General features: G+C 63.2%; 26 protein-coding genes. 14 read left to right on the top strand and 12 right to left on the bottom strand.

Annotated features, from left to right (window positions below; translation table 11 throughout):
* Window positions 1-62 precede the first annotated feature (62 nt).
* Complete coding sequence (locus tag AC3WS4_RS24990; RefSeq protein WP_058818218.1) at window positions 63-395, bottom strand: four-helix bundle copper-binding protein; 333 nt, start codon at window positions 393-395, stop codon at window positions 63-65.
* Window positions 396-467: 72 nt separating this feature from the next.
* Window positions 468-1,781: a type II restriction enzyme NmeDI-related protein gene (locus AC3WS4_RS24985; protein ID WP_058818196.1), complete on the bottom strand. Its 1,314-nt coding sequence runs from the start codon at window positions 1,779-1,781 to the stop codon at window positions 468-470.
* Window positions 1,782-2,345: 564 nt separating this feature from the next.
* Here AC3WS4_RS24985 and AC3WS4_RS24980 point away from each other — a divergent pair.
* Window positions 2,346-2,543, top strand: a complete 198-nt coding sequence (locus AC3WS4_RS24980; protein WP_058818195.1) for a hypothetical protein — start codon at window positions 2,346-2,348, stop codon at window positions 2,541-2,543.
* 192 nt (window positions 2,544-2,735) lie between these two features.
* Here the strand turns inward: AC3WS4_RS24980 and AC3WS4_RS24975 are convergent, their stop codons facing one another.
* Window positions 2,736-4,208 (bottom strand): multicopper oxidase family protein, encoded by a 1,473-nt coding sequence (locus AC3WS4_RS24975; protein ID WP_058818194.1) that lies wholly within the window; start codon window positions 4,206-4,208, stop codon window positions 2,736-2,738.
* Window positions 4,209-4,453: 245 nt separating this feature from the next.
* On the opposite strand from AC3WS4_RS24975, the gene AC3WS4_RS24970 reads away from it, so the two are divergent.
* Genes AC3WS4_RS24970 through lgt form a run of 7 tightly spaced genes read left to right on the top strand, consistent with a single transcriptional unit; the run spans window position 4,454 to window position 8,505 of the window.
* Window positions 4,454-4,774, top strand: coding sequence for an ArsR/SmtB family transcription factor (locus tag AC3WS4_RS24970; RefSeq protein ID WP_037530392.1), 321 nt, complete (start codon window positions 4,454-4,456; stop codon window positions 4,772-4,774).
* A 2-nt stretch (window positions 4,775-4,776) separates the two neighbouring features.
* Window positions 4,777-5,202, top strand: a complete 426-nt coding sequence (locus tag AC3WS4_RS24965) for a YeeE/YedE family protein (protein WP_054725925.1) — start codon at window positions 4,777-4,779, stop codon at window positions 5,200-5,202.
* A 4-nt stretch (window positions 5,203-5,206) separates the two neighbouring features.
* Window positions 5,207-5,650 carry a DUF6691 family protein gene (locus AC3WS4_RS24960; protein ID WP_054725928.1) on the top strand — a complete coding sequence of 148 codons (444 nt, stop codon included), beginning with the start codon at window positions 5,207-5,209 and terminating at the stop codon, window positions 5,648-5,650.
* Window positions 5,647-6,426, top strand: a complete 780-nt coding sequence (locus AC3WS4_RS24955; protein WP_089216930.1) for a sulfite exporter TauE/SafE family protein — start codon at window positions 5,647-5,649, stop codon at window positions 6,424-6,426. The genes AC3WS4_RS24960 and AC3WS4_RS24955 overlap by 4 nt, the downstream gene beginning before the upstream one ends.
* A gap of 19 nt (window positions 6,427-6,445) precedes the next feature.
* Window positions 6,446-7,195 (top strand): MBL fold metallo-hydrolase, encoded by a 750-nt coding sequence (locus AC3WS4_RS24950; RefSeq protein ID WP_054725930.1) that lies wholly within the window; start codon window positions 6,446-6,448, stop codon window positions 7,193-7,195.
* 36 nt (window positions 7,196-7,231) lie between these two features.
* Window positions 7,232-7,618 (top strand): rhodanese-like domain-containing protein, encoded by a 387-nt coding sequence (locus AC3WS4_RS24945; RefSeq protein WP_054725933.1) that lies wholly within the window; start codon window positions 7,232-7,234, stop codon window positions 7,616-7,618.
* Window positions 7,619-7,665: 47 nt separating this feature from the next.
* Window positions 7,666-8,505: a prolipoprotein diacylglyceryl transferase gene (lgt, locus tag AC3WS4_RS24940; RefSeq protein ID WP_082395462.1), complete on the top strand. Its 840-nt coding sequence runs from the start codon at window positions 7,666-7,668 to the stop codon at window positions 8,503-8,505.
* A gap of 259 nt (window positions 8,506-8,764) precedes the next feature.
* Here lgt and AC3WS4_RS24935 read toward each other — a convergent pair whose 3' ends face one another.
* A complete protein-coding gene (locus AC3WS4_RS24935; protein WP_058818192.1) occupies window positions 8,765-9,730 on the bottom strand; it encodes a tetratricopeptide repeat protein in 966 nt (321 codons plus the stop codon).
* Window positions 9,731-9,999: 269 nt separating this feature from the next.
* Between AC3WS4_RS24935 and AC3WS4_RS24930 the strand changes: the two genes are divergently transcribed.
* The 4 genes from AC3WS4_RS24930 to AC3WS4_RS24915 all read left to right on the top strand — a co-directional run bounded on the left by AC3WS4_RS24930 (window position 10,000) and on the right by AC3WS4_RS24915 (window position 13,906).
* Entirely contained in the window at window positions 10,000-10,800 is an 801-nt protein-coding gene (locus AC3WS4_RS24930; protein WP_058818191.1) for a hypothetical protein, read from the top strand.
* A 562-nt stretch (window positions 10,801-11,362) separates the two neighbouring features.
* Window positions 11,363-11,497: a hypothetical protein gene (locus AC3WS4_RS24925; protein WP_269433469.1), complete on the top strand. Its 135-nt coding sequence runs from the start codon at window positions 11,363-11,365 to the stop codon at window positions 11,495-11,497.
* A 49-nt stretch (window positions 11,498-11,546) separates the two neighbouring features.
* The gene (locus AC3WS4_RS24920; protein ID WP_058818190.1) at window positions 11,547-12,173 is read left to right on the top strand and encodes a lasso peptide biosynthesis B2 protein; all 627 of its coding nucleotides are present in this window, start codon (window positions 11,547-11,549) and stop codon (window positions 12,171-12,173) included.
* Between the two features lie 185 nt (window positions 12,174-12,358).
* On the top strand, window positions 12,359-13,906 hold the full coding sequence (locus AC3WS4_RS24915) for an asparagine synthase-related protein (protein WP_058818189.1): 1,548 nt from the start codon (window positions 12,359-12,361) through the stop codon (window positions 13,904-13,906).
* Here AC3WS4_RS24915 and AC3WS4_RS24910 read toward each other — a convergent pair.
* From AC3WS4_RS24910 to AC3WS4_RS24875, 8 genes are all read right to left on the bottom strand, one after another.
* Window positions 13,903-15,924: a prolyl oligopeptidase family serine peptidase gene (locus tag AC3WS4_RS24910; RefSeq protein WP_492743052.1), complete on the bottom strand. Its 2,022-nt coding sequence runs from the start codon at window positions 15,922-15,924 to the stop codon at window positions 13,903-13,905. The two genes, AC3WS4_RS24915 and AC3WS4_RS24910, sit on opposite strands and share 4 nt — an antisense overlap.
* A 176-nt stretch (window positions 15,925-16,100) precedes the next feature.
* On the bottom strand, window positions 16,101-18,596 hold the full coding sequence (locus AC3WS4_RS24905) for a TonB-dependent receptor (protein WP_231728230.1): 2,496 nt from the start codon (window positions 18,594-18,596) through the stop codon (window positions 16,101-16,103).
* Window positions 18,597-18,730: 134 nt separating this feature from the next.
* The gene (locus AC3WS4_RS24900) at window positions 18,731-19,744 is read right to left on the bottom strand and encodes a FecR family protein (protein WP_058818187.1); all 1,014 of its coding nucleotides are present in this window, start codon (window positions 19,742-19,744) and stop codon (window positions 18,731-18,733) included.
* The gene (locus AC3WS4_RS24895) at window positions 19,741-20,463 is read right to left on the bottom strand and encodes an RNA polymerase sigma factor (RefSeq protein WP_444808515.1); all 723 of its coding nucleotides are present in this window, start codon (window positions 20,461-20,463) and stop codon (window positions 19,741-19,743) included. The genes AC3WS4_RS24900 and AC3WS4_RS24895 overlap by 4 nt, the downstream gene beginning before the upstream one ends.
* Before the next feature lie 137 nt (window positions 20,464-20,600).
* Window positions 20,601-21,197: a GntR family transcriptional regulator gene (locus AC3WS4_RS24890; RefSeq protein ID WP_058818186.1), complete on the bottom strand. Its 597-nt coding sequence runs from the start codon at window positions 21,195-21,197 to the stop codon at window positions 20,601-20,603.
* Window positions 21,194-22,060, bottom strand: a complete 867-nt coding sequence (locus AC3WS4_RS24885) for a phytanoyl-CoA dioxygenase family protein (RefSeq protein ID WP_058818185.1) — start codon at window positions 22,058-22,060, stop codon at window positions 21,194-21,196. The genes AC3WS4_RS24890 and AC3WS4_RS24885 overlap by 4 nt, the downstream gene beginning before the upstream one ends.
* Entirely contained in the window at window positions 22,057-22,683 is a 627-nt protein-coding gene (locus AC3WS4_RS24880; RefSeq protein WP_053556400.1) for an acyl-homoserine-lactone synthase, read from the bottom strand. Before AC3WS4_RS24880 ends, AC3WS4_RS24885 begins: the two co-directional genes overlap by 4 nt.
* 146 nt (window positions 22,684-22,829) lie before the next feature.
* Complete coding sequence (locus AC3WS4_RS24875; protein ID WP_053555753.1) at window positions 22,830-23,246, bottom strand: MerR family transcriptional regulator; 417 nt, start codon at window positions 23,244-23,246, stop codon at window positions 22,830-22,832.
* A 77-nt stretch (window positions 23,247-23,323) separates the two neighbouring features.
* On the opposite strand from AC3WS4_RS24875, the gene AC3WS4_RS24870 reads away from it, so the two are divergent.
* Both AC3WS4_RS24870 and AC3WS4_RS24865 read left to right on the top strand, forming a co-directional pair.
* Complete coding sequence (locus tag AC3WS4_RS24870; RefSeq protein ID WP_053555752.1) at window positions 23,324-23,674, top strand: mercuric transporter MerT family protein; 351 nt, start codon at window positions 23,324-23,326, stop codon at window positions 23,672-23,674.
* Complete coding sequence (locus AC3WS4_RS24865; protein ID WP_492740785.1) at window positions 23,667-23,891, top strand: GDCCVxC domain-containing (seleno)protein; 225 nt, start codon at window positions 23,667-23,669, stop codon at window positions 23,889-23,891. Before AC3WS4_RS24870 ends, AC3WS4_RS24865 begins: the two co-directional genes overlap by 8 nt.
* Window positions 23,892-23,948 lie beyond the last annotated feature (57 nt).

Here is a 23,948-nt window from a genome sequence, read left to right as displayed (position 1 = left end):
TCACGCGCCTTGGCTCGCAATGTAACGGGAGGGCGGCGGGGAAAGCGCCGCCCTCGGGCCATTTACGCGGCCATCTTGTCGCAAGCCTCGGCGCACTTGCGACACGCGGCGACGCAATCCTCCATGCCGTCCAGCCCTTCGCAGCTCGACGCGCACGCCCGGCAAATCTCGGCGCACTCGCGGCAGATATGCCGGTGATGCTCAGATTTCCGCGCCATGAAGTCGATCGCGACCGCGCAAATCTGCGCACAATCGGCCATGATCTTCATGTGCTGCGGCTCGGCATGTCGGCCTCCCGCCTCAAGGCAATGGTTCATCGCCATGTGGAGGCAGGTGACATGGCATTCGTGGCAGGCGTCCATGCACGCCTTCATCTCGGGATCGATCTGATGCATCATTCATCTCCAGCTGAGCCCCCGCCCATTTGAAAATACGCGGCGCGCGCGCGTACCCCTTACCTCAATCGATCAAGCCAGCTTGCTGGAGATGGCTTTGATCGCTTTCAGCCCCGAGCCGAACCGGGCGATGGCCTCGCGGTTTCTCTCCAGCTCGCCGTAGGGAAGATACGATATGTCGAGATCGGCGACGCGGCTGAACGCGGGACGCTGTAACTGCGCGCGGACATCCGCCTCGCGGGCGTCGGGTGCGACCAGAAACAGCCCTGCGGTCGCGTGGAGGTCGCTGCCGCTCAGCGCCAAGTCGAGCATGCGCACAATGCCCGAGTAGATCGACGTCGAATGCTCGACCTCGAACGCTGCCGCGACGTGATCGCCGCCGCGCTCAAGCCACAGCACGTCGATTAGACGGATGGAATCCGCCCCCTTGGAGGTTGCGATGGAGGCGGGCAGGCGCTCAAGGCACCCATGTCCCAACGGCGATCCATTGAAGGCACGGCTGCGGTCGTTCGATGCGATCCACACGTCATAGCCGAGCGCGAGTCCTAGATCGCGAAGCCATGCTTGGATTTCAGTATGGGTGCGCTCGTTCTCGCCTTCGCGTAGCGCCGCCTTGCTGAGCGTGCGCGCCTCCTCGCGCGCCGTCTCAAGCCGTTGTCCCCAACTTGCCAGCGCCTCGCCGCTAACATCGAGAGGAGGGGCCGGGTAGCGATCGAAGCCGATGTCGAACAGCAAGCCGCCAATCGCACCCAGGTCGTTCGATAGCAGGTCGCGGTGGCGATCGTTCAAGTCGAGTACACCCGACCGCATCGCCAGAAAATGCTCCCAGCTCCCGAGCTTCACCTTCGCGCCGGTCAGCGCGTTGTAGCCTTTGACGATCGCGGTGTTGAAGGGCGGCACCAGCGTCGGGTGAAGAAAATAGAGCAGGTTGGCGACCGCTGGCCCGAGCCCCTTGATCTTCAAGCGATCGATCGTGTGGATATGGCCAATAATTTCCTCGGCCGTGTCGCAACACGAACAGGCGTCGAGCAAGTGACCGAACGCCCGCTGGTTCTCCGGGTTTTCGTAGATATCGGGTATGCGGAGCTTCGGTTTCCAGAGAAAGGCGTGGTCGGCGCCTTTGAAAATTTGACGCTGCTCTGCGACGGAATGAACGACCGTTTCGAGCGACGATCCCCGGTAGGCGACGCCGAACGTGCCGCGCTCGATCTCACCAACGACCTGGCCAATACCACGCCGGATCGAGCGGAAGTTTTTCAACCGTTCGTCCCACAGAAACCAGCTTCGGTAGGTTGCGCCAGGATCGTCACGCCAACGGGCAATAAGACGACGAACGAGGCCACCGTGATCCTCTCCGGTAGTAATTTGGTCGGGTTGCGTGGCCATATTGTCAGTGTGATCCCCATTCGCTGAACCAAGACCTAAGCCCCTGGTCGGTGACCGTCGAGCTTCTTGATTCAGCATATCGGACCGCGAATGACGTGCTCCCCGTTTTCAGGCCGCTGATAAGTTAGCTTCGGTGTCCTCATTCCCCTGACGGGGGCGGTTGGTGAACTCGGCGGGTGCCATGCCGCCGAGGCTGCTGTGGGGACGCACGGTGTTGTACAACGAGACGACGGAACGCCCATAGGACCGACGTTCGCGAAGTTCTTTATCAGTGGCATCCCTGGACCGGGCTTCAGGTTTACATTCATGAAGTAGTCGAGCGCGCGGGGTGCGGCGTTTTCCGTTGCAGCATCGCAGGATCGGCGGCCGATCGCTGGCTCGAGATCCCAGCCTGGATGTTCGACCGCGCGGTTTGCAGCATGATGCGTGTCGACCACGCTCCCCGCGTCAATATTGGCGCGCTGGTTGCCTTGGTGAAGCTGCTGCAGGCGACGCGGCCGGTTTCGGCTTCATTGGTTTCAGGCGCAGCATCGGGCTCTCACGACTTACATCGGGGAGGTCTCCATGCCGCGCAAGTCCATGACGTTTCAGTTCGATCTGTTCTCCAGGCCCCACGGTTCCGGGATCGCGCAGACACCGCGTTGGCAGACTCTGCCCGCGCCGACGCGGCAGACGCTGACGCCATTGATCGTGCGCCTGCTTCTCGCCCATGCCGACGGCGGCCCCGTCGCGGAGCTGCAGGAGATGCGCGATGATCTTTGAGAAGATCGGGGCTCAGCATCTCGAGCGCAAGGCGATCCTGTATGTGCGGCAGTCATCGGCCTGCCGCTAGCGAGGTGCCGCCCATCAGCATCGTTACCGCGATTAGAAATACGGCAAAAGCTCTTTTGGCAACGTTGCTCTCCTGTTGAACGGTAGACGCTGCATAAACTCTTCAGAAGTGGGAGCCTCCGCCTACGCAACACTGAACTGGCCCATCATTCCATTATCCTCATGTTCAAGGATATGGCAGTGATACATGAAAGGAGCGCTCTTGGCCGGCTGATCAAATCGGATGAGAAGCTCCACCGGCTCCTTGACGACGACAGTGTCGCGCGGCCCCTGGTCGAGAACGTCAGGCTGACCGCCCCCACGGGTGAGAACATCAAAGTGGACGCCGTGAATATGGATCGGGTGGCGCATCATTTCGCCAGACACCTCCCATATTTCGGTGGAGCCTAGCTTCACCGTCTCATCGATGCGATTAATGTCGAATGGCTTGCCGTTGATCGTCAGGCCGCCACCGCCGTTTCCTGAGCCCATCATGCCGCCCATGCCCATGTTGAGGATCAGTCGGCGACGGCGCACCGCCTTGCTGGCATCGGGCCGAGTTCGTGATGCCAGAAGGGTCGGCACGGCGCCGCTGGCACGAGCCTGTCCCGACGGCCGCGGCTCAAACCGCAGCACGGTCGCTGGCGCCGCGGCATCGGTCCTCCCGGCGCCACGCCCCATCATGCCCATGCCGCCCATCATCGCGCTGTTGGTATCAGCCGCCGTTACCAGCGAGGCGGGCCTGCCGTCCGTGAAGTCCACGAGAAGCTCGCCGCGCTGGCCCGGCGCCAAGGTTATGGATTCCAATGCCACTGCTCGTTCGAGCAGCCCCCCTTCGGTTCCGATCCAGTAAAAGCTTCGTTGATCGGAAAACGACAGCTCATAGATCCGGGCATTCGATGCGTTGACGAGCCGCAGGCGAACCAACCGGTTTGGCACTGCCGCCAGCGGGTTTACCGCTCCGTTCACAAGGGTCGTGTCGCCGCGCCGGCCCTGCATGGCGACCATCATGCCGCCTGGCATGACGAGGCGACCATTTTCGAATTGGCGATCCTGGATGAGCAGGGGCAGGTCGTCCACGCCATATTCTGACGGGAGGCCCAAGCCCTGCTCTTCGTCATCGGTTATCAGCAACGCCCCTGCCAGACCTGAATAGACTTGCTCGGCCGTCAACCCATGGACGTGTGAGTGATAAAGGAGGGTCGCTGCCGGCTGCCGGATCGGAAGCGTCGGTCGCCAGGTCGCGCCCGGCGCGATGATCTGATGGGGGCCGCCATCCAGCTCTCCAGGGATCAGAAGCCCGTGCCAGTGCACAGTCGTGTCCGCCTTGAGCCGGTTGGTCACGGCAACCGCCACATCGTCGCCGCGACGCACTCTGATCGTCGGTCCGAGATAGCTGCCGTTATACCCTAGCGTGTCGCTCGGACGGCCCGGATAGAATGAAGTCGTTCCGGACTGGACCTGTAGCGCGAATGATCGTCCAGGCTGCGCATCCAAGAGCGGTGGTATCGGGAGGGGGTTTGCACCGCCCCCGCCGAGGGAAGACGTGGAGCGCGAGCAAGCGGCGGTGGCGAACAGTGCCGCTCCGCCGGCCAACAGTGAACGTCGATCGAGCATCTAAATCTGGCCCTGCGCGCAGCGCAGCTTGGAAGCGCCACCGGCAGCCTTGTCGATCGGCATTGGTCGCCCACGCTCTAGCGCTTCAATAGCGCGCAGGACCACTTTCCTCGAAGGATGCCGCGATAGTCTGGCGAAATAGTAGCGCACGGGAAATCTCCTAAGCTGGCTTGATCGAACGCTCATCCATCATATATGTTGCATATAAGATGTCTGGAGCAATCGTGCGACCTTCTCTCGTTAAGATGTCCCCAGAACTTCTGGAGGAAAAGGCCGGCGAAGCGGAAGCGTTCCTCCGTTCGCTGGCGAGCCGGCACCGTCTGATGATCCTGTGCAGCTTGCTCGGCGGGGAGCTGTCGGTAACCGAACTGGGCGAACGCCTCGGGCTGACACAATCCAATTTGTCCCGCCACCTTGCCACGCTGCGCGACGAGGGCCTGGTCGGCACGCGGCGGGAGAAAACAACGATCTTCTACCGCATCACGTCCGAACGCGTGCTGCCGATCCTGACGGAACTCTACGCACTCTTTTGTGCTGGCGCCGATCCTGAACAAGGAGAATCCTGACGATGGAGGGGTTCACCCCATTTTCGGCCATCGTGGGCGGCGCGCTCATCGGCCTCTCGGCATCCCTCCTGTGGATCGCCAACGGGCGCATTGCTGGAGTCAGTGGCATCGTCGGGGGCGTGCTTGCGCCCGTCCGCGGCGATGTGGCGTGGCGCGGAATGTTCCTGGTCGGCCTGCTCGCTGCGCCCTTGCTTTACCGGGCGGCGGGCGGCGTGCTGCCGGACCTCACGTCGCCGGCCCCAGTCGCCGGCGTGATCGCAGCCGGCCTTCTGGTGGGATTTGGGACTCGGCTTGGGAGTGGTTGCACCAGCGGGCATGGTGTCTGCGGGATAGCGAGGCTTTCGCCCCGCTCGCTTGCCGCGACCGGCGTCTTCCTCATCACGGCGGCTGCGACTGTGTACGTTGCCCGGCACGTCGTGGAGCTTTGAGACAATGAGGAAGCTGCTCATTGCGCTGGCCTCGGGGCTCATTTTCGGCTTCGGCCTGATCGTTTCCGCCATGATTAGCCCAGGCAAGGTGCTGGCGTTTCTTGATGTCGCCGCGCCGTCGTGGGACCCGAGCCTGGCCCTGGTACTGGCCTCAGCCGTCATCGTTTCCGCCTTGGGATTTGCACTCGGCCGAAGGCGCGAGGCTCCGCTTTTCGCAGCCACGTTTAATGGGCCATCGTCCCGGTCCCTGGACAAGAAGCTTCTCTCCGGCGCGGCTTTGTTCGGCGTTGGATGGGGCCTCGTCGGCTATTGCCCTGGCCCAGCCCTCGTTGCTTTGAGCCTCGGGGCGCCGGCGGCGCTGGTGTTCATCGTGGCGATGCTGGTGGGCATGGGCCTCTTCGCCATTCAGGAACACTATCGTGCGGCTAGGGCCGGAGCTGCACTATGACACTGGTCGACATCCTCACGCTCATATCCGGTGTCCTCGTTGGCTTCACCCTCGGGGTGATCGGCGGCGGCGGCTCGATCCTGGCCCTACCATTGCTGCTGTATGTCGTGGGCATGAAGGACCCGCACGTCGCGATCGGTACGAGCGCGCTGGCGGTCGCTGCCAACGCCTTCGCCAACCTGATCCAACACGCCCGGGCCGGAACCGTGAAGTGGCCCTGTGCCCTCGTCTTCGGGGCATCGGGTGTCGTCGGCGCTCTGGTCGGCTCCACCCTGGGCAAGATGGTGGCGGGTCAGCACCTCCTGGTGCTGTTTGCGGGCGTGATGATCGTGGTCGGGGTTTCGATGCTGCGGGGCAAGTCGGGCGGCGGCGATCCGGACGTGCGGATCACGCGGCCAATCGCTGTCCGGCTCGTGGTGATCGGCCTTCTCGCCGGCCTGCTGTCAGGGTTCTTCGGCATCGGCGGCGGCTTCCTGATTGTGCCCGGCATCATGCTCGGCAGCGGCATGCCCATCCTCAACGCGGTCGGATCGTCGCTGTTTTCGGTGGGAGCGTTCGGCTCGGCGACAGCCTTCAACTATGCCCTGTCAGGCCTCGTGGACTGGCGCGTGGCCGGCTTCTTCATCGCTGGCGGGGTCGCTGGCGGCATGGCCGGCATGCAAACGGCCATCCGGCTCGCCGATCATAAGGGCCTGCTCACCCGCATCTTCGCTTTCGTCCTGCTGGCCGTGGCCGCCTACATGCTGTTCCGCAGCCTGGGCGGGATCGGCAGCTAAGCACCATTGGAGGCCGATCATGATCTTTCGTCAGTTGTTCGAACCCGAGTCCTCGACATACACCTACCTCCTCGGCTGCCCGGAAACGCGCAAAGCCGTCCTCATCGATCCTGTCCTCGAAACGATCGAACGCGACCTTGCCGCACTTCAGGAACTGGATCTCGAACTGGCCTATACGTTGGAGACGCATGTGCATGCGGACCATGTCACCTCGGCCTGCTATCTGCGCAGCCTTACCGGCTCCAAGATCGCGTACCCCGCCATGGACAGCCTTCCGTGTGCTGACGTCGGCGTCGCCGAGGACCAGCCCCTGACCGTCGGCGCGCTCAAGCTTCAGCCGCTGTTTACGCCGGGGCACACCGATGCCCACCATACCTACCTGGTCGATCAGCCCGATGGTCTTCGCGCCTTCACCGGCGACGCCCTGCTGATCGACGGCTGTGGGCGGACCGATTTCCAGAACGGTGACGCCGCCACGCTCTATCACTCGGTCACGCAGAAGATTTTCACGCTGCCGGGCGACGGTCTGATCTTCCCCGCTCACGACTACAATCATCGCCACATCACGACAGTGGCGCAGGAGCGTGAGCGAAACCCGCGCCTTGCCGGCAAGACCGTTCAGGAATTTGTCGCGATCATGGCGGCTCTCGATCTTCCCTACCCGAAGAAGATCGACGTTGCCGTTCCGGCAAACAAGCTTTGCGGTGATTGCCCAACAGATTTGCCGGAGCGGCTACGCCAAATAGGCGGCAAGTCCGAGCAGGGCTGAGCGATCCGCTACAGGTTCATTTACAGGAGAAAGTCGATGCCAACACGCACCTCGAAGCAGCTCGTTTCTGAAGCGAATGCCCTTGTCGAAACTATCGCGCCTGAGGATGCAGCCAAACTTGTCGGCAATCCCGAGGTACGGTTCGTTGACATCCGCGAGCCAGGTGAAGTCGCGAAGTCAGGGCTGGTGTCTGGTGCGGTACATGTCCCGCGCGGCCTTCTGGAATTCCAGGTCGATCCTCAAAGCCCCACCCACAATCCCAAACTCGCCGCCGGATCGCGGTTGGTGCTCTATTGTGGGTCCGGCGCCCGCTCAGCGCTTGCCGCAAAATCACTCAAGGATATGGGCGTGGAGAATGTCGCCCACGTCCCCGGCGGGTTCGCGGCGCTCAAGGATGCCGGCGCTTCAATCGCACCGGAGTAATCCCATGGCGCGCTCGAGCACCCGTCCTCGCTGGCAGGATACAATCCTTGGATAGCCATATCGCATTTGCCAGCCTCGGATTGAGCCCGATTGCCATCTCCATAGGCCCGCTAGACATCCGCTGGTACTCGCTCGCCTATATCGCCGGCATTATTGCCGGATGGTGGTATCTGTTGCGGCTGCTGGCCCAACCCGCGGCCCCGATGAACCGCCAGCAGGCTGATGATCTCGTATTCTATGCGACGCTCGGCGTCATCCTGGGTGGCCGCCTTGGCTATGTAATCTTCTACGGTCCCGAGATGATCCTCCACCCCCTGCAAATCCTCAAGCTGTGGGATGGCGGCATGTCGTTCCACGGGGGTGCCGCCGGCGTCTCGCTCGCGCTGATCCTGTTCGCGCGACGACACGGCCTCGAATGGCTGCGGGTCCATGATTATGTCGCCTGCACCGTGCCGATCGGCCTGTTCTTCGGTCGTCTCGCCAATTTCGTGAATGGCGAGCTTTGGGGAAAGCCCACCGATGTGCCCTGGGCGATTGTGTTCCCCGGAAGCCATGATGGTCTCGCCCGCCATCCCAGCCAGCTTTACGAAGCCGGGCTGGAAGGGTTGGTCCTGTTCGCCGTGCTCGCCTTCCTGTTCTGGTTCACCGACGCGCGGCGCAAGCCGGGGATGCTCGTCGGGGTGTTTCTCATCGGCTATGGTCTGGCCCGATTTACGGTCGAGTTCTTCCGAGAACCCGATGCCCAGCTTGTCGGCTTCGCAGCCAGAACAGGGCTTCACATGGGTCAGTGGCTCACGGTGCCTATGATTGCGGCAGGGATCTACCTCGTTGCCGCAGCATGGCAGCGGTCAGTCGATCACCCGGCTCAAGTTACCCGAAGCCAGTGACGTGCTCGCATCGGGCAGATCTGCGCTCCGCTGGAATGGCAGCGATCAACCTACGCGATTGAACATCGATCGATTCAACCGTAGCTTCGCCCCCCGAACATTAGGTCCCTAGCGGCCAGATATCTCGCCTAAGCAGTAGCGCCAATGGCTGTGGGAGACGGCGCCAGGCTGGCGTCGGCGGCGTCCGCCCGCTCTAAGGTAGTGCAAACGGCGACACATATTCGTTATGTTTATCCTGCACGGGGCGCCATTTTCAAGATTATGGCAGAGATTTTCGAAGCTTTTCGAGCTTTCGAGCAACGCCGATTCGGGCATCGATGCTCAACGCCTTCTCATAAGCGTCCACCGCCTCCCGGATCGCGCCTTCCTTTTCGTACCATTCGCCCAAGAGCCGCAAAGCATGCGCTTGCAGCGTGCGCTCAGAACCTTGCGCCGCGACATGCAAGCCGGCCAAAAGTGCCTCTCGCATCCCGCGATCCATTGGCTTTTCTGACGCGAGGACCATACGAATGACATGAAGATCGCCAGCGCCGATGCGCTCGATCTGCCAGCTCTTGCGGTCGAGCATAGCCCCGTCGAAGTCATAGCCGACACGGCAGGCGTTCGTCCGTAACAAGTAGACGTGGCGACTGGTCGTATCGAACTCATAACCGTCCGCCCAACCTGTCTCGACCTCCCAGCGAGCGATTTCATCCCCCAGTTCGAGATCGAAAAGAATGTAGCGGCAACTGTCGGTGCTGCCGGGGGCATTTGCGGTCTGACAAATAGCGATGCGTCCATCGTCCGACAGGCCGTTGCTTATCAGATTGGCGCTCAGTTCCTTTTCGACCAGCTTTGCGCCGTCGGCCCCGAAGGCTACGAACCGACCCTTGAGGCCATCGCCGAACAAGCGGTCGTGGATGATGAAGCTGCCATTGTTCGCGGTCTTTCCATCCGCGGGACGCTCGAGCTGTCCCGTTGCGACAATTTCATCGCCGTGAAGCAGGGACCAGGAACCATGGCCTTCGCGGCGGTATCCGCCGACCGTACCTTCACGATTTCGATCCGCCCAAATCAGGTGAAAATCTCCATTGGGGGATGCGGCATGATGACCGAAAAACCCGATCGACTCGATCCGAACGAGGTCGTGCCCGAACTTCTGCATGCGAAGACCTGTTATCTTTGGGCGCGTGGGCAGCTCGCTTTGGGTTTCCGTTCCAAAGAGCCGCCGCAGAAATCTCTTCATCCCATACTCTCCGTCTCTGGGCGCGTTGCGACTTCAGAGCCGTGCAGGGGAGGCCCGCTCGACGCAAGAGGGCTCAAGCTCGCTGCCCGCCTTCTTGCCGATTGACTTGTCATTGGCGCTGCGCCAGATTTCTCGCAGGCCTTCAACAGGGGCCTGCCGTCTGCATTTGCGAAGCCATAATGGCACTGTTTTGATCACTGACCCATCGCATTTCGTGGCTTTGGGGGCGGTAGCAGGCGACGCCGGTCCGAAGCCCACGGAGACCTGCGATGATGTTTCAATATTCCACCCTCGCCGGGTTGAAATCGCTCGCCAAGCAAATCCAGGCGGAGCAATCGGTCCCTCGGCACGATGCGCTCGACCTCGCGGCATGTGCAGGCGGGTTCCAAGGCTATGTCGATGCGAAACGGAAACTTCCAAGCCGATCCACGCTCCACAATGTCATGGTTCGTCAGAACTGGTGGGGATATGAAACAAGGGAAAGCGGCACCGCGCACATTGATCTCAAATTGCGTGCGCCACTGACCGAGCTGGTACGGCGTCACCATCTGACGGGCTATCTGGGCGCCTGCAAGATCGAGGACTCGGTCTTTCTGGAGCGGACGGGCCAGCAGCGCCACGCCAATGAAATCCAATGGTATATTGGCCGGATCGCCCGTGCGCTGCAGTTCATGGACGCAACCGGTCTCAAACCCTCAAGCGCCCGCAGATGCTATCCGACGCACGAGTATGACAGTCGTCCGCCCGTCGCGGATCATGATCATTGCTGGTTCGATCCCGAAGCGCGGGTCCATATATTGTCGACAGAACCCTATCCCGGACGAACCGAACGAGGCGAACCCCGACAGATCGAATGGGAACGGCGGCATGGATGGAGCACCATCTATGTCAACTGGGGCAGCATTTATGGAAACGGCACTGAGTTCATCCTTTGTTGCCCCGCAGCCTACGCCGAAGTGCTTTCGGCCAAGGTTGAACTCCTCGAACGCTCGTCGCCAGCCGTCGAGGATGAAGCGGTCGTGATCGAGACATTTGATCCCGCCGCGCGCAAGGTCATCGTCTTCGATTAGGTTTGCCGGAAGGAGCGGGGCTGCGGGCGCGCTCTTTCCCGCCGGCCTGTCGGTCGGCTCCTGAGGGCGCGGCACCTGATGTATCGGGCCCCGCCGCACTCTGAACCGGCGGCATTTCCAAATTGCGGGCGTTGAAAGCCGACATGCCCCGGCTTTCCGCCCGCACTCATTGGGCACATGGCCGCCTTGTTGCAGGGTGCGCTCCATTGATCAGGCGCTCGCTGGGCGCTCGCGGTCCGTCAGCCACGGTTCGGCCTCGATAATGATTTCAGAAAAATACATCCAGATTTGGGGCCAGTTTCCATTGCGACAATTCCGGTTTCGACCAGAACATCTTGGCGCCTTATCAATACGGGCGTGTGACCGGGTTCCGTCACGTATGTCCAGGCGAAAGCTAAAGGTGACGGTATGCGCTCCCGACGCGCGTTTCCTTTGCGCGGTCACCTTTTTACCCTGATCGCACGTTCAGAAAATAAACGGATTATAAAATAGAGCAGCTTTTCGCTGTGGCTTAGCGTCGGACTGCGACTCATTTCGGTCGCGAATGATGAAAGGAAAAGCCATGGACAAGCGTGAAAACGGTATCGTCGATCTGGGCGATGCGCGCACCGAAACCCGCGGCCTCGGTGTCGAAGGTCCGATCGACCTTGCGACGCTCCAGCGGACATACAACGCCGGCATCCAGACCGACGACTGATGCACCGGGCGTGCGGCGCCTCGGTGCCGCACGCACGCATATATCTCATATGGCCTCCTACCGCCTCCGCTCCGACCTCAGATATTGCGCAATAGGCACACGGATAATTTGCCTCGATCTTTCGGCGAGCCGCTACTTCCTGCTGGAAGATGTTGCAGCCGAAGCGTTTGAGGCGTTTGCGAAGGGCAAGGCGAGTGAAGAGCAGACCGCTTGGCTGGTCGAACGAAATCTGGTCGAGGCTGGCGTTCCCACAGTCCCACCATCGCTGGCTCCTGATCCGACCGAAAGCATCTTCGATGGTCCAACCGGGGCATCGCACCCTTGGCTTATCTTGGAAGCCGTCGCCTCCCAATGGCGCGCTCGCCGCAACCTCGCAGCCCGGCAGCTTGGCACTCTCCTTATCCCGACGGGGCTGCCCGAAACTGGACTAGATCCCTGCAGACTCGTTGCCGCCGCCTTTGCCCGGGCATCGCGCTATCGCGATGCGACCGACCAATGCCTCGTCCGGGGGCTTGCCATGCGAACGATGCTTGCGCGCCGCGGACTGGGCGTCGATCTCGTCATCGGAGTGATGCTGCCGTTCGCAGCGCATTGCTGGGTTCAGGCAGGCTCTGTCGTACTCAGCGATCCCCTGGACCGCGTCCGGAATTTCAAGCCCTTGCTGACGGTGCGATGAGACTTGCCTTCCGCCTCGACATTGCGCCGTCGGGTCTTCCGCCGTCGCCTGCCAGCACCGCGACGGAGTGTCCGGTCTTCAGCTCGTCCGTTGCGCGGTTATGCAGTGCGGCGCCGTGTATCGATCTTGGGGAAAGGGGCTGCATCGTCGGGCCGCTCTTCCGGCGTGAAATACCATCGGGCCGCGTGACCGATCTCAATCGGGACGAACGGCAATCGATCGCCGAGACGCGCGGCTTGGCGCTGCTCGCTGGCTATTGGGGTGGCTATATTGCCATGCTGATCGGCGATGACGGAACAGTTTCCTTGATGCGTGATCCGTCCGGAATGATGCCATGCTATATGCGCCGCGCGGCGAGCGGTGTCGTGCTGGCCAGCGATATGACGGCCATCGCCGAGCCGGGACAAGTCGCCGTCGATTATAGCGCGCTGGCGCGCATGTTTGGCGGGATCGACTTCATCGGCCGAAAGACAGGCATCGATGGCGTCGAGGAACTGCTTCCCGGCGAGCGTCTCGTCGTAACGGCTGACGGGAACCGGATCGAGCAGGCATGGTCCCCATGGGACCATGTTCGCCCGCCTAAGGGCTGCGGGTTCGAAGCTGCGGCTGTCGCTCTGCGTGACACGCTCAAGGACAGCATCGGCGCCTGGTCGACCGGCTTCGACAACATCTTAGTCGGCGTGTCGGGCGGGCTCGACAGCTCGATTGTAGCAGCGGCGCTCGGCCCGCGCATACCAAGGTTCCGGTGTCTGACCATGGTCGAGCCCGGCACCGATGGGGATGAGCGGCGCTATGCTAAGGCCCTCGTCGATAGGCTCGGTGTCGGGCTTGATGCGCCGATCTTCGACCTCGGCACCGTCGACGTTACTAGGCCGGTCATGCGCCACCTGCCGCTGCCCATTGCTGCCCACTACTTCCCCGCCCTTCAGGCCGAGCATCGCCGACTCGCGCGCGACAGGCCGATCGACGGATATTTTTCGGGCAATGGCGGCGACAATGTTTTCTGCGCCCTGCGCAGCGCGGCGCCGCTTGCCGACCGTTTTCTTGCACAGGGACTTCACCCGGGACTGTTCGCTACCGCGCGCGACCTTGCCGACTTGACCGGCTCGGGCATGATCGACGTCGTCCGCGCAGGCTGGGAACGCATTCGGCGACGGAAGGGCGGGCATCGCAGGCGTATCGATCTTACGGGCCTCGGATCTACGGGCCGGGCCGCTGCTGTGGCGGAAGGAGATCGGCATCCCTGGTTCGCGGCGCCGCCGGGCGCGCTCCCGGGCAAGGCAGCGCATGTTGCCATGCTGGCCCGTGCCCAAAAGAGCATCGAACTCTATCCCCGTGCGATCAGCCCGCCCCAGATCACCCCTTTGCTGTCGCAACCGGTCCTCGAACTCTGCCTATCGATTCCGTCGTGGTTTTGGGTGCGAGGGGGCCGCGATCGTGCGGTAGCGCGCATGGCGTTCCGTGATCTCCTTCCCGATCTCATTCTCGAACGCAGGACGAAAGGCAGTCCCGGCGGGTTTGTCCGGCGCGTGTTTGACGCTCAAGGAACGATGGCCGTCGAAATGCTTCTGGAGGGCAAGCTCGTCGGCGCCGGGCTGATCGACCCCGACTGGCTTATCCGAGCAAGCAAGGAAGGCTGGCGGGACGATGGACGCGATCACCGGATCCTGACGTTCGCGGCGGCCGAGGCATGGACGCGCTGGTGGGAGGAGGGAGGCCGGGTCGAAAGCTAATGTCGGTTCTCATCGTTCGCCGTTTTGGCGCTGCAACTGCGCGGGGCCGCGTCACGCATCTTGTCCCATAGCGCGTAGCGGTCGGCGTGAGGCGATTGTGGATCGCGCTTGCCGAGGAGCCAATAATCGAACCACGCGATATTTTCCTCCATCGCAAGAATGCGGTTCGACGGGATGTGGAAGATGTGCGTTTCATCTGTCGCTGTGTTCTCGCCCGGATAAAGGCTGAGCTGCGCGGGAACACCGGCCTTGCGGAGCGCGGCGTGAAGATCAATCGACGGAATGAGCGGTGCCGCGACCTGTTGCAGCACCGCGCCGCAAACTTCGTTTGCACGAAGCGACGGAGAGAGCCGGCGATAATTTGCGAGCGCCGCCGGATCGGTTGGCGGCCCGCCGAACACCGTGCCGTAAGAACCTGCCACGTTGAAATAGAAGGCCGGTTCGAGATAGCCGCCGTCGCCGCTCGATGCCGCGCGGAACATCGAGCTGTTCGTGATCGTGACATTCGTCATTTGCGAGCCGAAGCTGTAACCTGCGATCCCAACCCGCGCCGGATTCACGATCCCTCGATCGACGAGCTCCTTCACGGAATCTTCGAAGGTCGCGACCGAGTTCAACCAAATTAGCTGCCTCAGCTTCTCTGGCGAAACCGCCTTCGTCTCGCTGACCCAGGCTTCATAGGCGGCATCGATTTCGGCGTTTTGGCGGGACGTCGGACTATTGACGAGCAGTACGACATAGCCCCGTTCGGCGAACAGTTGCGCCGGATATTCCCATTGATTTTCGTGCGTTGCAAAGCGGTCGTCCGCGTCCGATGCATGCGTAATGACGATCGCCGGATATTGCCGACCCTTTGTGTATCCGCGCGGCCAGACGATATAACCGGTCGCCTTGTAACCATGTCGATTGATCCAAGTTCGGGGTTCGATCCGAAGCGGCGCGATCCCTTCGTGATCGGCCGAGACCGATGCCACGCGGGTTATGCCGCCACTCGCAACGTCGACGCGCACCACCGATGGCGGCACCGTCTGCGATTGCGCGATGCAGGCGCCTTTGGTGAGCGAGACCGTAAAGTCGCAATAGTTGAGGCTGAGAGCGCTACTAATCGTTCGGACACGATCATTTTCGATGATTGCTAGCCCGAAGCGAGGATTGTCGATCGTGCGGAACCCCGCAATCGCGCGCCTTCCATCAGGCGACAGGAAGCCGCCGGCCGCGCGGGCATCGCCCACCGCAAAGGGAAAGCGTCCGAAGCTCCGCCGCTCGTCGCCGGGAATGGTTTCGACAAGCTCGCGCGTATCGCCGGTGCCTTCCGACGACAGCCGGCCGCCATGAAGGCCGGGGAGGCGCCAGTAACCGCGAGCGGCTTTGCCATCCACCACTCGAATTTTTTCCGATGTGAACGACCAGCCTATCGTCACAACCTGCTGCCCTCCGGCGGGGTCCGTTTCCATCACATCGAACCGCACCTCATCCTTCTCCCACTGGACGAAGCTCCTGTCGAAAAATGTCCGAAGGTCGCTTTGCGGACGCGTCGCGAGAAGAATGTCCCTGCCCTCAGGATCGCGGAGGTAGATCGAGGCAGTGGCCCGGCCGGGGGCGCGGCGCTGCGCGCGCTCGGCAGTGACCGCGTCGTCGTAGCGCATCGCTTTGACGAACGGTGCGGCGTCAAGGACGACATACCAGAGCCAGCGCCCATCGGGAGACCAGCTGTGCGCCCGCACCCCCGTAGCAAGCGGCGCATGACCATAGCCCGGAAGCACAGCACCCTCGGTATCGCCATAAATTGCAGTCGCAGGATGCGCGACGATCGGGGTTACAGCGCCGCTCGCCCCTATCCGATAGAGCTGGACGCCATTGCCCTTATCGAGCCGCGCGCTCCAGTCCCCCGTTCCGGGAATGCGCTTCAGCTGATCGATCCACGCGGCTCGCTGCAGCTCGCGGGTCGTGCCCTTTTCCAGATCAACATATCGCAGCAGCGCGACCGTCCGGTCGCTCTGGCGGTCGGCGATCCGCACGACATAGATCGCGCTCTTCGCATCCGCCGAGACCGCGAGATCCCGTACCTCGGGGACCGTCAGTTGATCGTCGATCGTCCAGCTGCGGCCGGCTTTCTGTGCGGCTGAGGCCGGCGAGGTCGGCAGCGCCGCGCCGAGCAGTGCCGCCCCTGCGAGCAGAAGAGGGCGGATCATGCTCACCACTCCTGCCGCACGGTGAGGCCGACGAAGCGCCCCGCCGGTGAATAATTTGTCGTATCGTAGGGCGTCTCGCTGGGCAGGGCGGTGACAATCGCCGTCGGCTTCGCATTGAACAGGTTGAGCGCGGCAAGCGACACGTCGGTCCGCTTGCCAAGGCGCACCCGCGCCGTGAGGTCGAGCGTGGTATAGGAGGGAATGCGCATGCGCACCGCCTGCCGATCGTCATCGAGCCCGCTCATATGGTTGACGAAGGCGGCGAGCGTGAAACGGTCGCCGCCATAGGTAACTCCGGCACGCCCGCGAAAGCGCGATGGCCGGAACAATGTGCCGGCGAGCGACGTCCAGGCAGCGCCGGGAAGGATCTGCTGGCGGCTCTTCAGGAAACTGCCCGCGGTCGAGAGCGCAAGCTCTTTCCCACCATCGAATTCAATGCGGTAGCGCATCGAAAGATCGACGCCCGAATAGCGCTGGCGCGCGATATTGCGGTCGCGTGCGTCGATGAAAGCAACGATGGTCGCAGGGTCGTAGGGCCGGCCCGTACTATTCTCCAGGCCGAGAAGTGCGCCGTCAATGATCGCGGCAAGATCGTTCGCATCGGGGTTTAGCGTAACAAGATCGGCATAGAGCGGATTATCGAGCACGCCGACGAGCGACGGGATCGGCGTCGCGACGCGGTCGGTGTAATCGATCCTGTACCAAGTGGCGGAGAATTCGAGGCCGCGCGCAGGAGTAAGCTGCGCGCTCAGCGTAATATTCTCCGAACGCTCGGGTCCGAGGCGACTGTCGGGGCCCGCCGCGAAGATGACGTTCGCGCTCGCCGGATAACCGTTCCCATAGCGGGCAGCGCGTCCCATGATCGCCGAATAGCCGCTATACTGCTGGTAGAGCGTCGGCATTTTGAACGAACGCCCCCACGAAGCACCGAGGCGGAGGATCTCCGCCGGCTCCCAAACGACGCTGAGCTTGGGGATCATAATGCTCGGCGCGTCCGAATAATCCTCGAAGCGGAGCGCGGCTGTGAGCGAGAGCGAGTGCAATCCCGCAATCTCTTGCGCGGGTGCCGTGACCGGGACCAGCAGTTCGCCATAGGCAAAGAGATTGTCACGCCGCCGCCGGACATCGCCCGTGGGGGACGCCGCGAAGAAGTGATTGCGCCGCGCCCCACCGCCGACGGCAATGCGCACGTCGCCCGCCGGCAGGGCGAACAGTGGTCCTTGGAAGCCCGCTTCAAGCGCGAGGTTGCGGTTGAAAAAATGTTTGTCGATGTGTGCGAGCAAATTTCCCCCGAAAAAGAGGTCGGAGAAGCCGCCCGTGCGATCGGTGCCGAAGAAGCCGCTCGCCTTGAAGCGCCAGTCCCCGCCGAGCTCCGCAGAGATGTTTGGGGCGATCCCGAAGGATTCCGAGGTACTGACATTGTCGAGCCCCAACTGGTCGGGGGCGAGCGCCAGGCTGTATCCGGTAACCGAGTGTAGCCGACTCTTCTTGTAAAGAAGGTCGGCAGCAAGCGTCACATCCGGACCGATCGCCTGATGTCCACTCAGGAGCAGCGAGTGCCGCCAGGTCGCGGGAAAGAGCATCGTTTCCGCATTGGCGGCGTCCGCATAATCGCGATCCCCCGCGCGGATCGCCGACGAACGGCTATAATCATAGGCTGCGAGCAGCCCGCCCGACGACCACGCCTTGCCGCCGAGCAGCCCGTACTGCTGCTGGACATTGCCGCCATCGGTCGATGCGCCGACGCGCGCCATTGCCGACGCACCGTCATAGTCGCGCTTGAGCAGGATGTTCACCACGCCCGCGACGGCGTCCGCGCCATAGATGGCCGAGGCCCCATCCGCGACGATCTCGATCCGCTCGACAGCGGAAACAGGGATGGCGCTGACGTCGATCACCGATGACACGCCGGTATAGGCGAAGCGATTTCCATTGATCAAAGTCAGCGTTGCATTGGGACCGATCCCGCGCAGGTTGAAGGTCGAGGCGCCGTTGACGTTGGCGTTCTCGTTTGGCGCTCCCTGGCCGTTGCCGATGCCGGGGTTGAATCCGCCGCCGAAATTCTGCGGGAGGCTGCGCGCAACTTCGCCGAGATCGGCCTGGCCTGCGTTACGGATATCTTCGCTCGTCACTCGGACAACCGGGGCTGCGGACGGGGCGCCCGCGATACGGCTGCCGGTCACCACGATGTCTTCTTGTGCCGGACTGCTCTCGGACTGCGCTCGCCCCAAAATGATGACCGAACCGCGCTCGAAGCGCGGGGTCAGCCCGGTTCCGCGCAGCAGGGTCTCGATTGCTTCGCGCGGAGTGATGTTTCCGTCTAGCGTTGGGGCCTTCCGGCCTGCGAGATCGGCACTCGACGCATAGAGTTCGATTCCTGCCTGCGCAGCCACTTTTCGCAGTGCCTCGTCGAGATCCTGCGCTGGCAGATCGAAGCTCTGGCGATCCTGCAACTGAGCCGCCGCGGCAACGGGATGCAGACAGGCCACACCGGCCATCAGCGACAAGCAAAAACGAGACTTTCCGGACATCATCATACTCCCCCTGGGTTGTGACCGGGTGCTTGGGCACACGGCCTTTGGGGGAGCGATGACGCCGGGTCGGCGACCGCCTTAGGGGAATGATGAAATAATTATCGGTGGCGCAGGTGGATGCCGTCGGCGCGCTTGCTGATCTCCAGATCGAACAATTGGGCGAGCCGCTCGGCCACTGTCTCGGGCTGGCTGATCCTGAACCGGCCCGACGCCTCGAGCCCCGCGGTTCCTGCGTCGTCGATGATGATCGGCTTCGCCGCGTAGCGATTGGCTTCGGCAGTGAGCTGATCGAGCCGGACCGAGCGATAGTCCGCCCAGCCCGACGGCCATTCGCGGCTGTCTTGCTGTGTCGGCGATGCGGCTGGTGGCTGCTCCTTGCCGTGCGGGCCGTAGGTCACGGACCGTCCCGATGACAGGACTTGGGCGTGCCGGGCGCCGGTTTCCGGGGCGCCGCCGAAGCGAATATCGGCCTCGCCGCGCAGCATCGTTACGCTGAGCGCGCCATTTTCCTCGAAACCGATATCGAATGCCGCATCCTCGGCCGTGACCACGCCGTCGCCGGCCTCGACGCGAAGCGGTTGTTCATTCTTGCTCACCGAAAGCCGGACGCGCCCCTTGGCGAGCCGCAGATGGCGTGTCGCTTGCGCAAATGAGACTTCGAGCCGGCTATCGGTGTCGAGCACTGCGGTGGAACCATCGGCAAAGCGGAAGCTGCGGATCTCCCCGCGGCGGGTGACCAGCGGCTCGGCCGCGCGCGCCGCGAGCGCACCGTCTCCGAGCGGACCGGAAAGCGGAGCGCCTCCGGCGCCGAAAGCCAGAAACACCACCGCAGCGGCGGCGATCACGGCTCCCGCCGACAGCCAGCGTCGCCCGGCCCGGCGTCGGCCGCTGCGCTGTTCGGTTTGCGCAGTGCCGTGACGCGGCGAGGATTTCAGGATCGCCGAGGCGGCGAGATTCTTCGCGATCCGTTCATAGGCCGCCTTGTGATCAGGCGAGGCCGAAAGCCAGGCGTCGAACTCGCCGCGGTGCGCATCGGGGTTCTCGCCGCGCATCTTCACGAGCCAGGCGTGCGCTACCGTGTCGACCGGATAGTCGTCAGACGCCTCACTCATCGGCCGCCGTCCACCACCTTTGCGATAAAGCCGAGCGCCCTCATCATATGATATTCCACCGTCGCGATGCTGATGCCGAGGCATTCATGTATCTCACGATAGCTGAGTTCGTCGACCCGGTGCATCAGAAACACCCGGCGTGTCTTTGGTGGCATGGCGTCGACCGCCTCTTCATAGAGCCGGAGAAGGTCGTCGGCTTCCATATTCCATTCCTGCTGCGGCGGGCTGGCGGCATCGCTTTCCTCCTGAAAGGAAAAGAAAAGCGCGGGGTTGCGCCGCTGCCTCCGGGCGCGGTCGATCAGCAGGTTCTGCGCTATCCGGCGAAGGAAGCCGCCCGGATTGGCGAGGCTGTGACGCTGCTCGCTGCCCGCCGCGCGCGCGAAAACTTCCTGCACGAGATCCGGCGCTTCTTCGGGCCCAGCCCTTCGGCGAAGAAAATGAAAGAGCCAAGGACCATGCGCCCGAAAAGCGTCATCGAGGTCGCAAGCGTCCGCCGGTGCCACGACGGGCCGGTCGTCGGGATGCGCGTGACAGGCCGACGACACCGAAAAGGGGTGGCGCTCCTGCGACAGTTTCTTGGCAGGGTATGATGACAATTTACACAGCCGATTGGCACGAGATCGCTGGCCGGCGTTTGCCCGGCTATCGATCTTCCAACGCTGTGCCGCCGTTTGGCCGCGTGGGAGCGGCATGGTCCGGAACGGCCGCCAGTCCGACAAGGACGGGCGTTCATAATGGCTGGCGAGAATATCGCGCGGGCGTTGCCAAATCTGTCCCGCACCCCGAATCATGTCAGCATGGCCGCGCAAAGACAAGGATTATGGGCAGAATCAGACGTTGGGCACCGGGTCTGGCACTATGACGCGCCTCCAAGCAGCCGCGCATAGCTGGCCGCTTCGCCGGCGCGGCGTTCGTGATAGCGGAGCAGAAGGTTGCGCGTCTCATGCGGCGGGCCGCTTGTCAGCGCGGCCGCGAGCGCATCCAGTTCGGCGACTGTTTCGCCGACAAGCTGTTCGTCGAGGTGCCGCGCCAGATGGAGGCGGTCGCCGAGCGCGGTGATGCTCGCGACCAGTTCGCCATTGCCCGACCGCGCTGCCATTTCGATGAACAGTCCGGCGGTTCGATCGGGATAGTCGCCATCCTGCGGAGCCGGCGTCGCGCGCCCGCGCGGGGTCGTCGCAAGCGCAGCGAGCAGCAGGATGAGATGGAGTTCGAGCATGTCGCGATACTCGGTCTCGGACAGGCGATGCGCGTGAAACCCGTCGCCATGGCTGAAATCGACCATGCGCTCGCCCGCCAGTCGGTAGAGGCAATCACGCACCGGCGTCACGCTGACCCCGAGCTGATCGGCGATCTTCGCCGATTCCAGCCGGCTGCCAGGCACCCAGCCGCCGGCCATCAGCCGGCGCTTGATCGCTTCATAAGTTGGCTCGACGACATGCGCGGGGCTCATGCGCCGTTCCGCTCGGCCGCCGCGAACTCTGCGAGCATCGCCATCTGGTCGGGACGCAGCCCATCGACCGCGCCGATATGCTCCGGGATATCGCCTCCGAGGAGTAACGAAGGGCATTGGCCTTCATAATTGCCGAGATTGGGACGGTGCTGGCGATAGCCCGCGAGCGCGGCAAGCTCGCGCGGGAAGCCGCGCGCGATCTCGGGGGGATAGGCGAGCCATAAATTCTCATAAGGTTTGAGCCAGCCGAGGCTGTAGCCGATCACGACACCGCGCCGCACCTGGTCGGTGATATTGGCGCCGGCGCCATGCGCGGTCGAGCCCAGAAAGCAGATCGCGGCGCCCGGGTCGCACGCAGCGATGATCGGCTCGCCGGGGTCGATCTTCGCCATGCCCTCCGCGCCATGGCTGTGAGGATAGATGTGCGTTGCGCCATTGTCCGCGGTGAAGGGGGTGAGCGGCCAGATGACATTGAGCAGATATTCGTGCGCGCCTTTTTCTCCCGCCCACATGTCATGGTCGCGGTGTGGAAACTGCCGGATCTCGCCCGGATGGATTTCGATCGCCTGCGCGACATTGAGCTGGATGCTCTCGCAGGCGTCGCCGAGAATGGATTCGACCGCCGCGAGGATTGTCGGTTCGAGCGCCAGTGCCTGCGCCCAGACCGAGCGCTTCATCAGGGCGCCGAATCTTTTGGTGCGGTGACCGTAGAAGTCGCCGCGCCCGAACGGTGTCGCGGCGAAGACCGGATCGAGATCGGCGTCGAGCGCCCCAATCGCATCCGGCGGCATCAGGTCGGGGACGATGCAGTATCCCGTCTCGCGCAGTTCCCGGGCAAGATCATCGGACGCAAGACCGGTCATGCTTCCGCCTCCCCATCGTCGTCGGCGAGGCGGAACGAGAGCGGCGCATAGACGCCGCCGCGCTTGAGGTCGTCGAGCACATGCGCGTCGATATGGATGTGCAATGCCATCAATCTCCCACCCGGATCCGCGGCCTTCGGCCCGAGCGCGTCGCATCTCCAGCCGAACTCCCGGACCTGATCGAACCAGCATAGGTCGGCGACGCCGGTATAATCGGTGATGCCTTCGCGCAGCGCATGCTCTGCAAGGGCGGTCACCAGCTGGTCGCGCGCGGCGCGGCGCGATGCTGCGTCCTGGTCCCGGTCGAGGCAGAAGCGGCTGATCTCGCACACGGTGGGGCCGCGCGGCACGTCGCCGGCGCACAGATGCGCAAAATGATCGCCAAGGAGATGTGCGCCCTCGGTCGGGAGCAGCCGCGCCGAGGCGCGGTGGCGGCCATCGGCGTCGAGCAGGATGAGATAGCGCGCCGCCGGCGTGTCGAAATGGTCGAGCTCATATTGGCCGGCGAGTACTGGCAGGTCCCATTTGAGCAGGTCGATGAAGACGCTCTTGCGCGCGGCGAACATGGCGCGCAGCGCCGCGTTCCCGGGCGCGGCGGGCGCCCGCGGGGTCGTGTCGATCATGATGATTCCTCGGCTGTTGGTGCCGGGAATCAAATCATTTTCCGTGGACTGCGCGTATCCCCAGATATGAGGATGATCCGCGCGATTCCAGAAGCTCTTGATAGTTGAGCCTGTCGCTCGTCGTCACGCGGGTGTCATCCGGACGATCAGCCGTGCGGTGTACCGGCCCGAAGCGTCTGGAGCAGCGGACAGGCGGGATCGTCGCCGGCCTCGCAAGCCCGTACCGAAGCGGCGAGGACACGCTCCATCCGCTTGAGATCGGCGATCTTCGCGCGCACATCCGCAAGGTGCGACGAGGCGACGTCGCGCACCTCGGCGCAGGCAGCCTGGCCTCCAGTCGCGAGTTGGAGCAGCGCCCGCACCTCGTCGAGGGTGAAACCGAGCTCTCGGGCCCGGCGCACGAAGCCGAGGCGCCCTACATCCTCCTCGCCATAGTTGCGGTAGCGACCGCGCCGGAGCGGAACGTCGAGGACGCCGATCCGCTCATAATAGCGGATCGTTTCGATGTTGCAGCCTGTGCGGCGCGAGAGTTCGCCGATCTGCATCGCTCTGGTTGCGGCCATCGCAAAAATACCTCTTGAGTCTGTAGCTGCTACAGATGCTACGGCGTCCCCTCACACCGCACAAGGAACCGATCCCAATGCAGAATCGCCCCAAGGGTATCGACGCCGGCGCGTTCACCTTAGCCGGCATCGCCGCGGCTTTCGGCGTTGCATCCTGTTGCGCGCTGCCCTTCCTGCTGGCCTCTGCGGGGATCGGAGCCGCATGGCTCGGCGGCATCGCGATGGTCGCCATGCCCTATCGCACGCCGCTTCTTCTGATCGGGGCGGCATGCCTCATTCTCGGCGCCTTCCTGCTGTTCCGCCAGCAGCGCGCGGCCGCGCGCTGTGGCCCCGGCGGTGCCTGCACGCCCCGCTGGGTGCGCATCCTGACGCTTGCCGGCCTCCTGCTTGGCGCGGCGCTGCTGTGGGCGGGCTACCATTATGTCTGATGCCGGCCCCGACCTTCGTTCGACGATCACCTGTCCGCAGTGCGGCCATCGCGAGACGGAACCGATGCCGACCGACGCCTGTCAGTTCTTCTATGACTGCAAGGGCTGCGGTGCCGTGCTGAGGCCCGAGCCCGGCGACTGCTGCGTGTTCTGCTCCTATGGAACCACGCCCTGCCCGCCGATCCAGATCGGAGGCAAGGGCGCGTGCTGCGACTGAGCGGCACGCCCTTGCCTCGGCTGTCATTCCGGGCGTGCCTGCCTCCTTGCTGAATTT

It is taken from the genome of Sphingopyxis sp. EU05-FHT14B03, assembly GCF_058790875.1.
The sequence above is the reverse complement of the archived record's forward strand: the minus strand, read 5'-3'. Positions and strand labels throughout refer to the sequence as shown.

What these genes read in the sequence shown, in the direction of transcription:
- AC3WS4_RS24880 (WP_053556400.1), bottom strand. Translation starts at nt 22,683, where the DNA reads ATGATCGACACGACCCCGCGGGCGCCCGCCGCGCCCGGGAACGCGGCG.
- AC3WS4_RS24965 (WP_054725925.1), top strand. Translation starts at nt 4,777, where the DNA reads ATGGAGGGGTTCACCCCATTTTCGGCCATCGTGGGCGGCGCGCTCATC.
- AC3WS4_RS24870 (WP_053555752.1), top strand. Translation starts at nt 23,324, where the DNA reads ATGCAGAATCGCCCCAAGGGTATCGACGCCGGCGCGTTCACCTTAGCC.
- AC3WS4_RS24970 (WP_037530392.1), top strand. Translation starts at nt 4,454, where the DNA reads ATGTCCCCAGAACTTCTGGAGGAAAAGGCCGGCGAAGCGGAAGCGTTC.
- AC3WS4_RS24930 (WP_058818191.1), top strand. Translation starts at nt 10,000, where the DNA reads ATGATGTTTCAATATTCCACCCTCGCCGGGTTGAAATCGCTCGCCAAG.
- AC3WS4_RS24985 (WP_058818196.1), bottom strand. Translation starts at nt 1,781, where the DNA reads ATGGCCACGCAACCCGACCAAATTACTACCGGAGAGGATCACGGTGGC.
- AC3WS4_RS24990 (WP_058818218.1), bottom strand. Translation starts at nt 395, where the DNA reads ATGCATCAGATCGATCCCGAGATGAAGGCGTGCATGGACGCCTGCCAC.
- AC3WS4_RS24875 (WP_053555753.1), bottom strand. Translation starts at nt 23,246, where the DNA reads ATGGCCGCAACCAGAGCGATGCAGATCGGCGAACTCTCGCGCCGCACA.
- AC3WS4_RS24935 (WP_058818192.1), bottom strand. Translation starts at nt 9,730, where the DNA reads ATGAAGAGATTTCTGCGGCGGCTCTTTGGAACGGAAACCCAAAGCGAG.
- AC3WS4_RS24945 (WP_054725933.1), top strand. Translation starts at nt 7,232, where the DNA reads ATGCCAACACGCACCTCGAAGCAGCTCGTTTCTGAAGCGAATGCCCTT.
- AC3WS4_RS24885 (WP_058818185.1), bottom strand. Translation starts at nt 22,060, where the DNA reads ATGACCGGTCTTGCGTCCGATGATCTTGCCCGGGAACTGCGCGAGACG.
- AC3WS4_RS24975 (WP_058818194.1), bottom strand. Translation starts at nt 4,208, where the DNA reads ATGCTCGATCGACGTTCACTGTTGGCCGGCGGAGCGGCACTGTTCGCC.
- AC3WS4_RS24955 (WP_089216930.1), top strand. Translation starts at nt 5,647, where the DNA reads ATGACACTGGTCGACATCCTCACGCTCATATCCGGTGTCCTCGTTGGC.
- AC3WS4_RS24960 (WP_054725928.1), top strand. Translation starts at nt 5,207, where the DNA reads ATGAGGAAGCTGCTCATTGCGCTGGCCTCGGGGCTCATTTTCGGCTTC.
- AC3WS4_RS24920 (WP_058818190.1), top strand. Translation starts at nt 11,547, where the DNA reads ATGGCCTCCTACCGCCTCCGCTCCGACCTCAGATATTGCGCAATAGGC.
- AC3WS4_RS24900 (WP_058818187.1), bottom strand. Translation starts at nt 19,744, where the DNA reads ATGAGTGAGGCGTCTGACGACTATCCGGTCGACACGGTAGCGCACGCC.
- AC3WS4_RS24980 (WP_058818195.1), top strand. Translation starts at nt 2,346, where the DNA reads ATGCCGCGCAAGTCCATGACGTTTCAGTTCGATCTGTTCTCCAGGCCC.
- AC3WS4_RS24925 (WP_269433469.1), top strand. Translation starts at nt 11,363, where the DNA reads ATGGACAAGCGTGAAAACGGTATCGTCGATCTGGGCGATGCGCGCACC.
- AC3WS4_RS24890 (WP_058818186.1), bottom strand. Translation starts at nt 21,197, where the DNA reads ATGAGCCCCGCGCATGTCGTCGAGCCAACTTATGAAGCGATCAAGCGC.
- AC3WS4_RS24905 (WP_231728230.1), bottom strand. Translation starts at nt 18,596, where the DNA reads ATGGCCGGTGTGGCCTGTCTGCATCCCGTTGCCGCGGCGGCTCAGTTG.
- AC3WS4_RS24950 (WP_054725930.1), top strand. Translation starts at nt 6,446, where the DNA reads ATGATCTTTCGTCAGTTGTTCGAACCCGAGTCCTCGACATACACCTAC.
- AC3WS4_RS24865 (WP_492740785.1), top strand. Translation starts at nt 23,667, where the DNA reads ATGTCTGATGCCGGCCCCGACCTTCGTTCGACGATCACCTGTCCGCAG.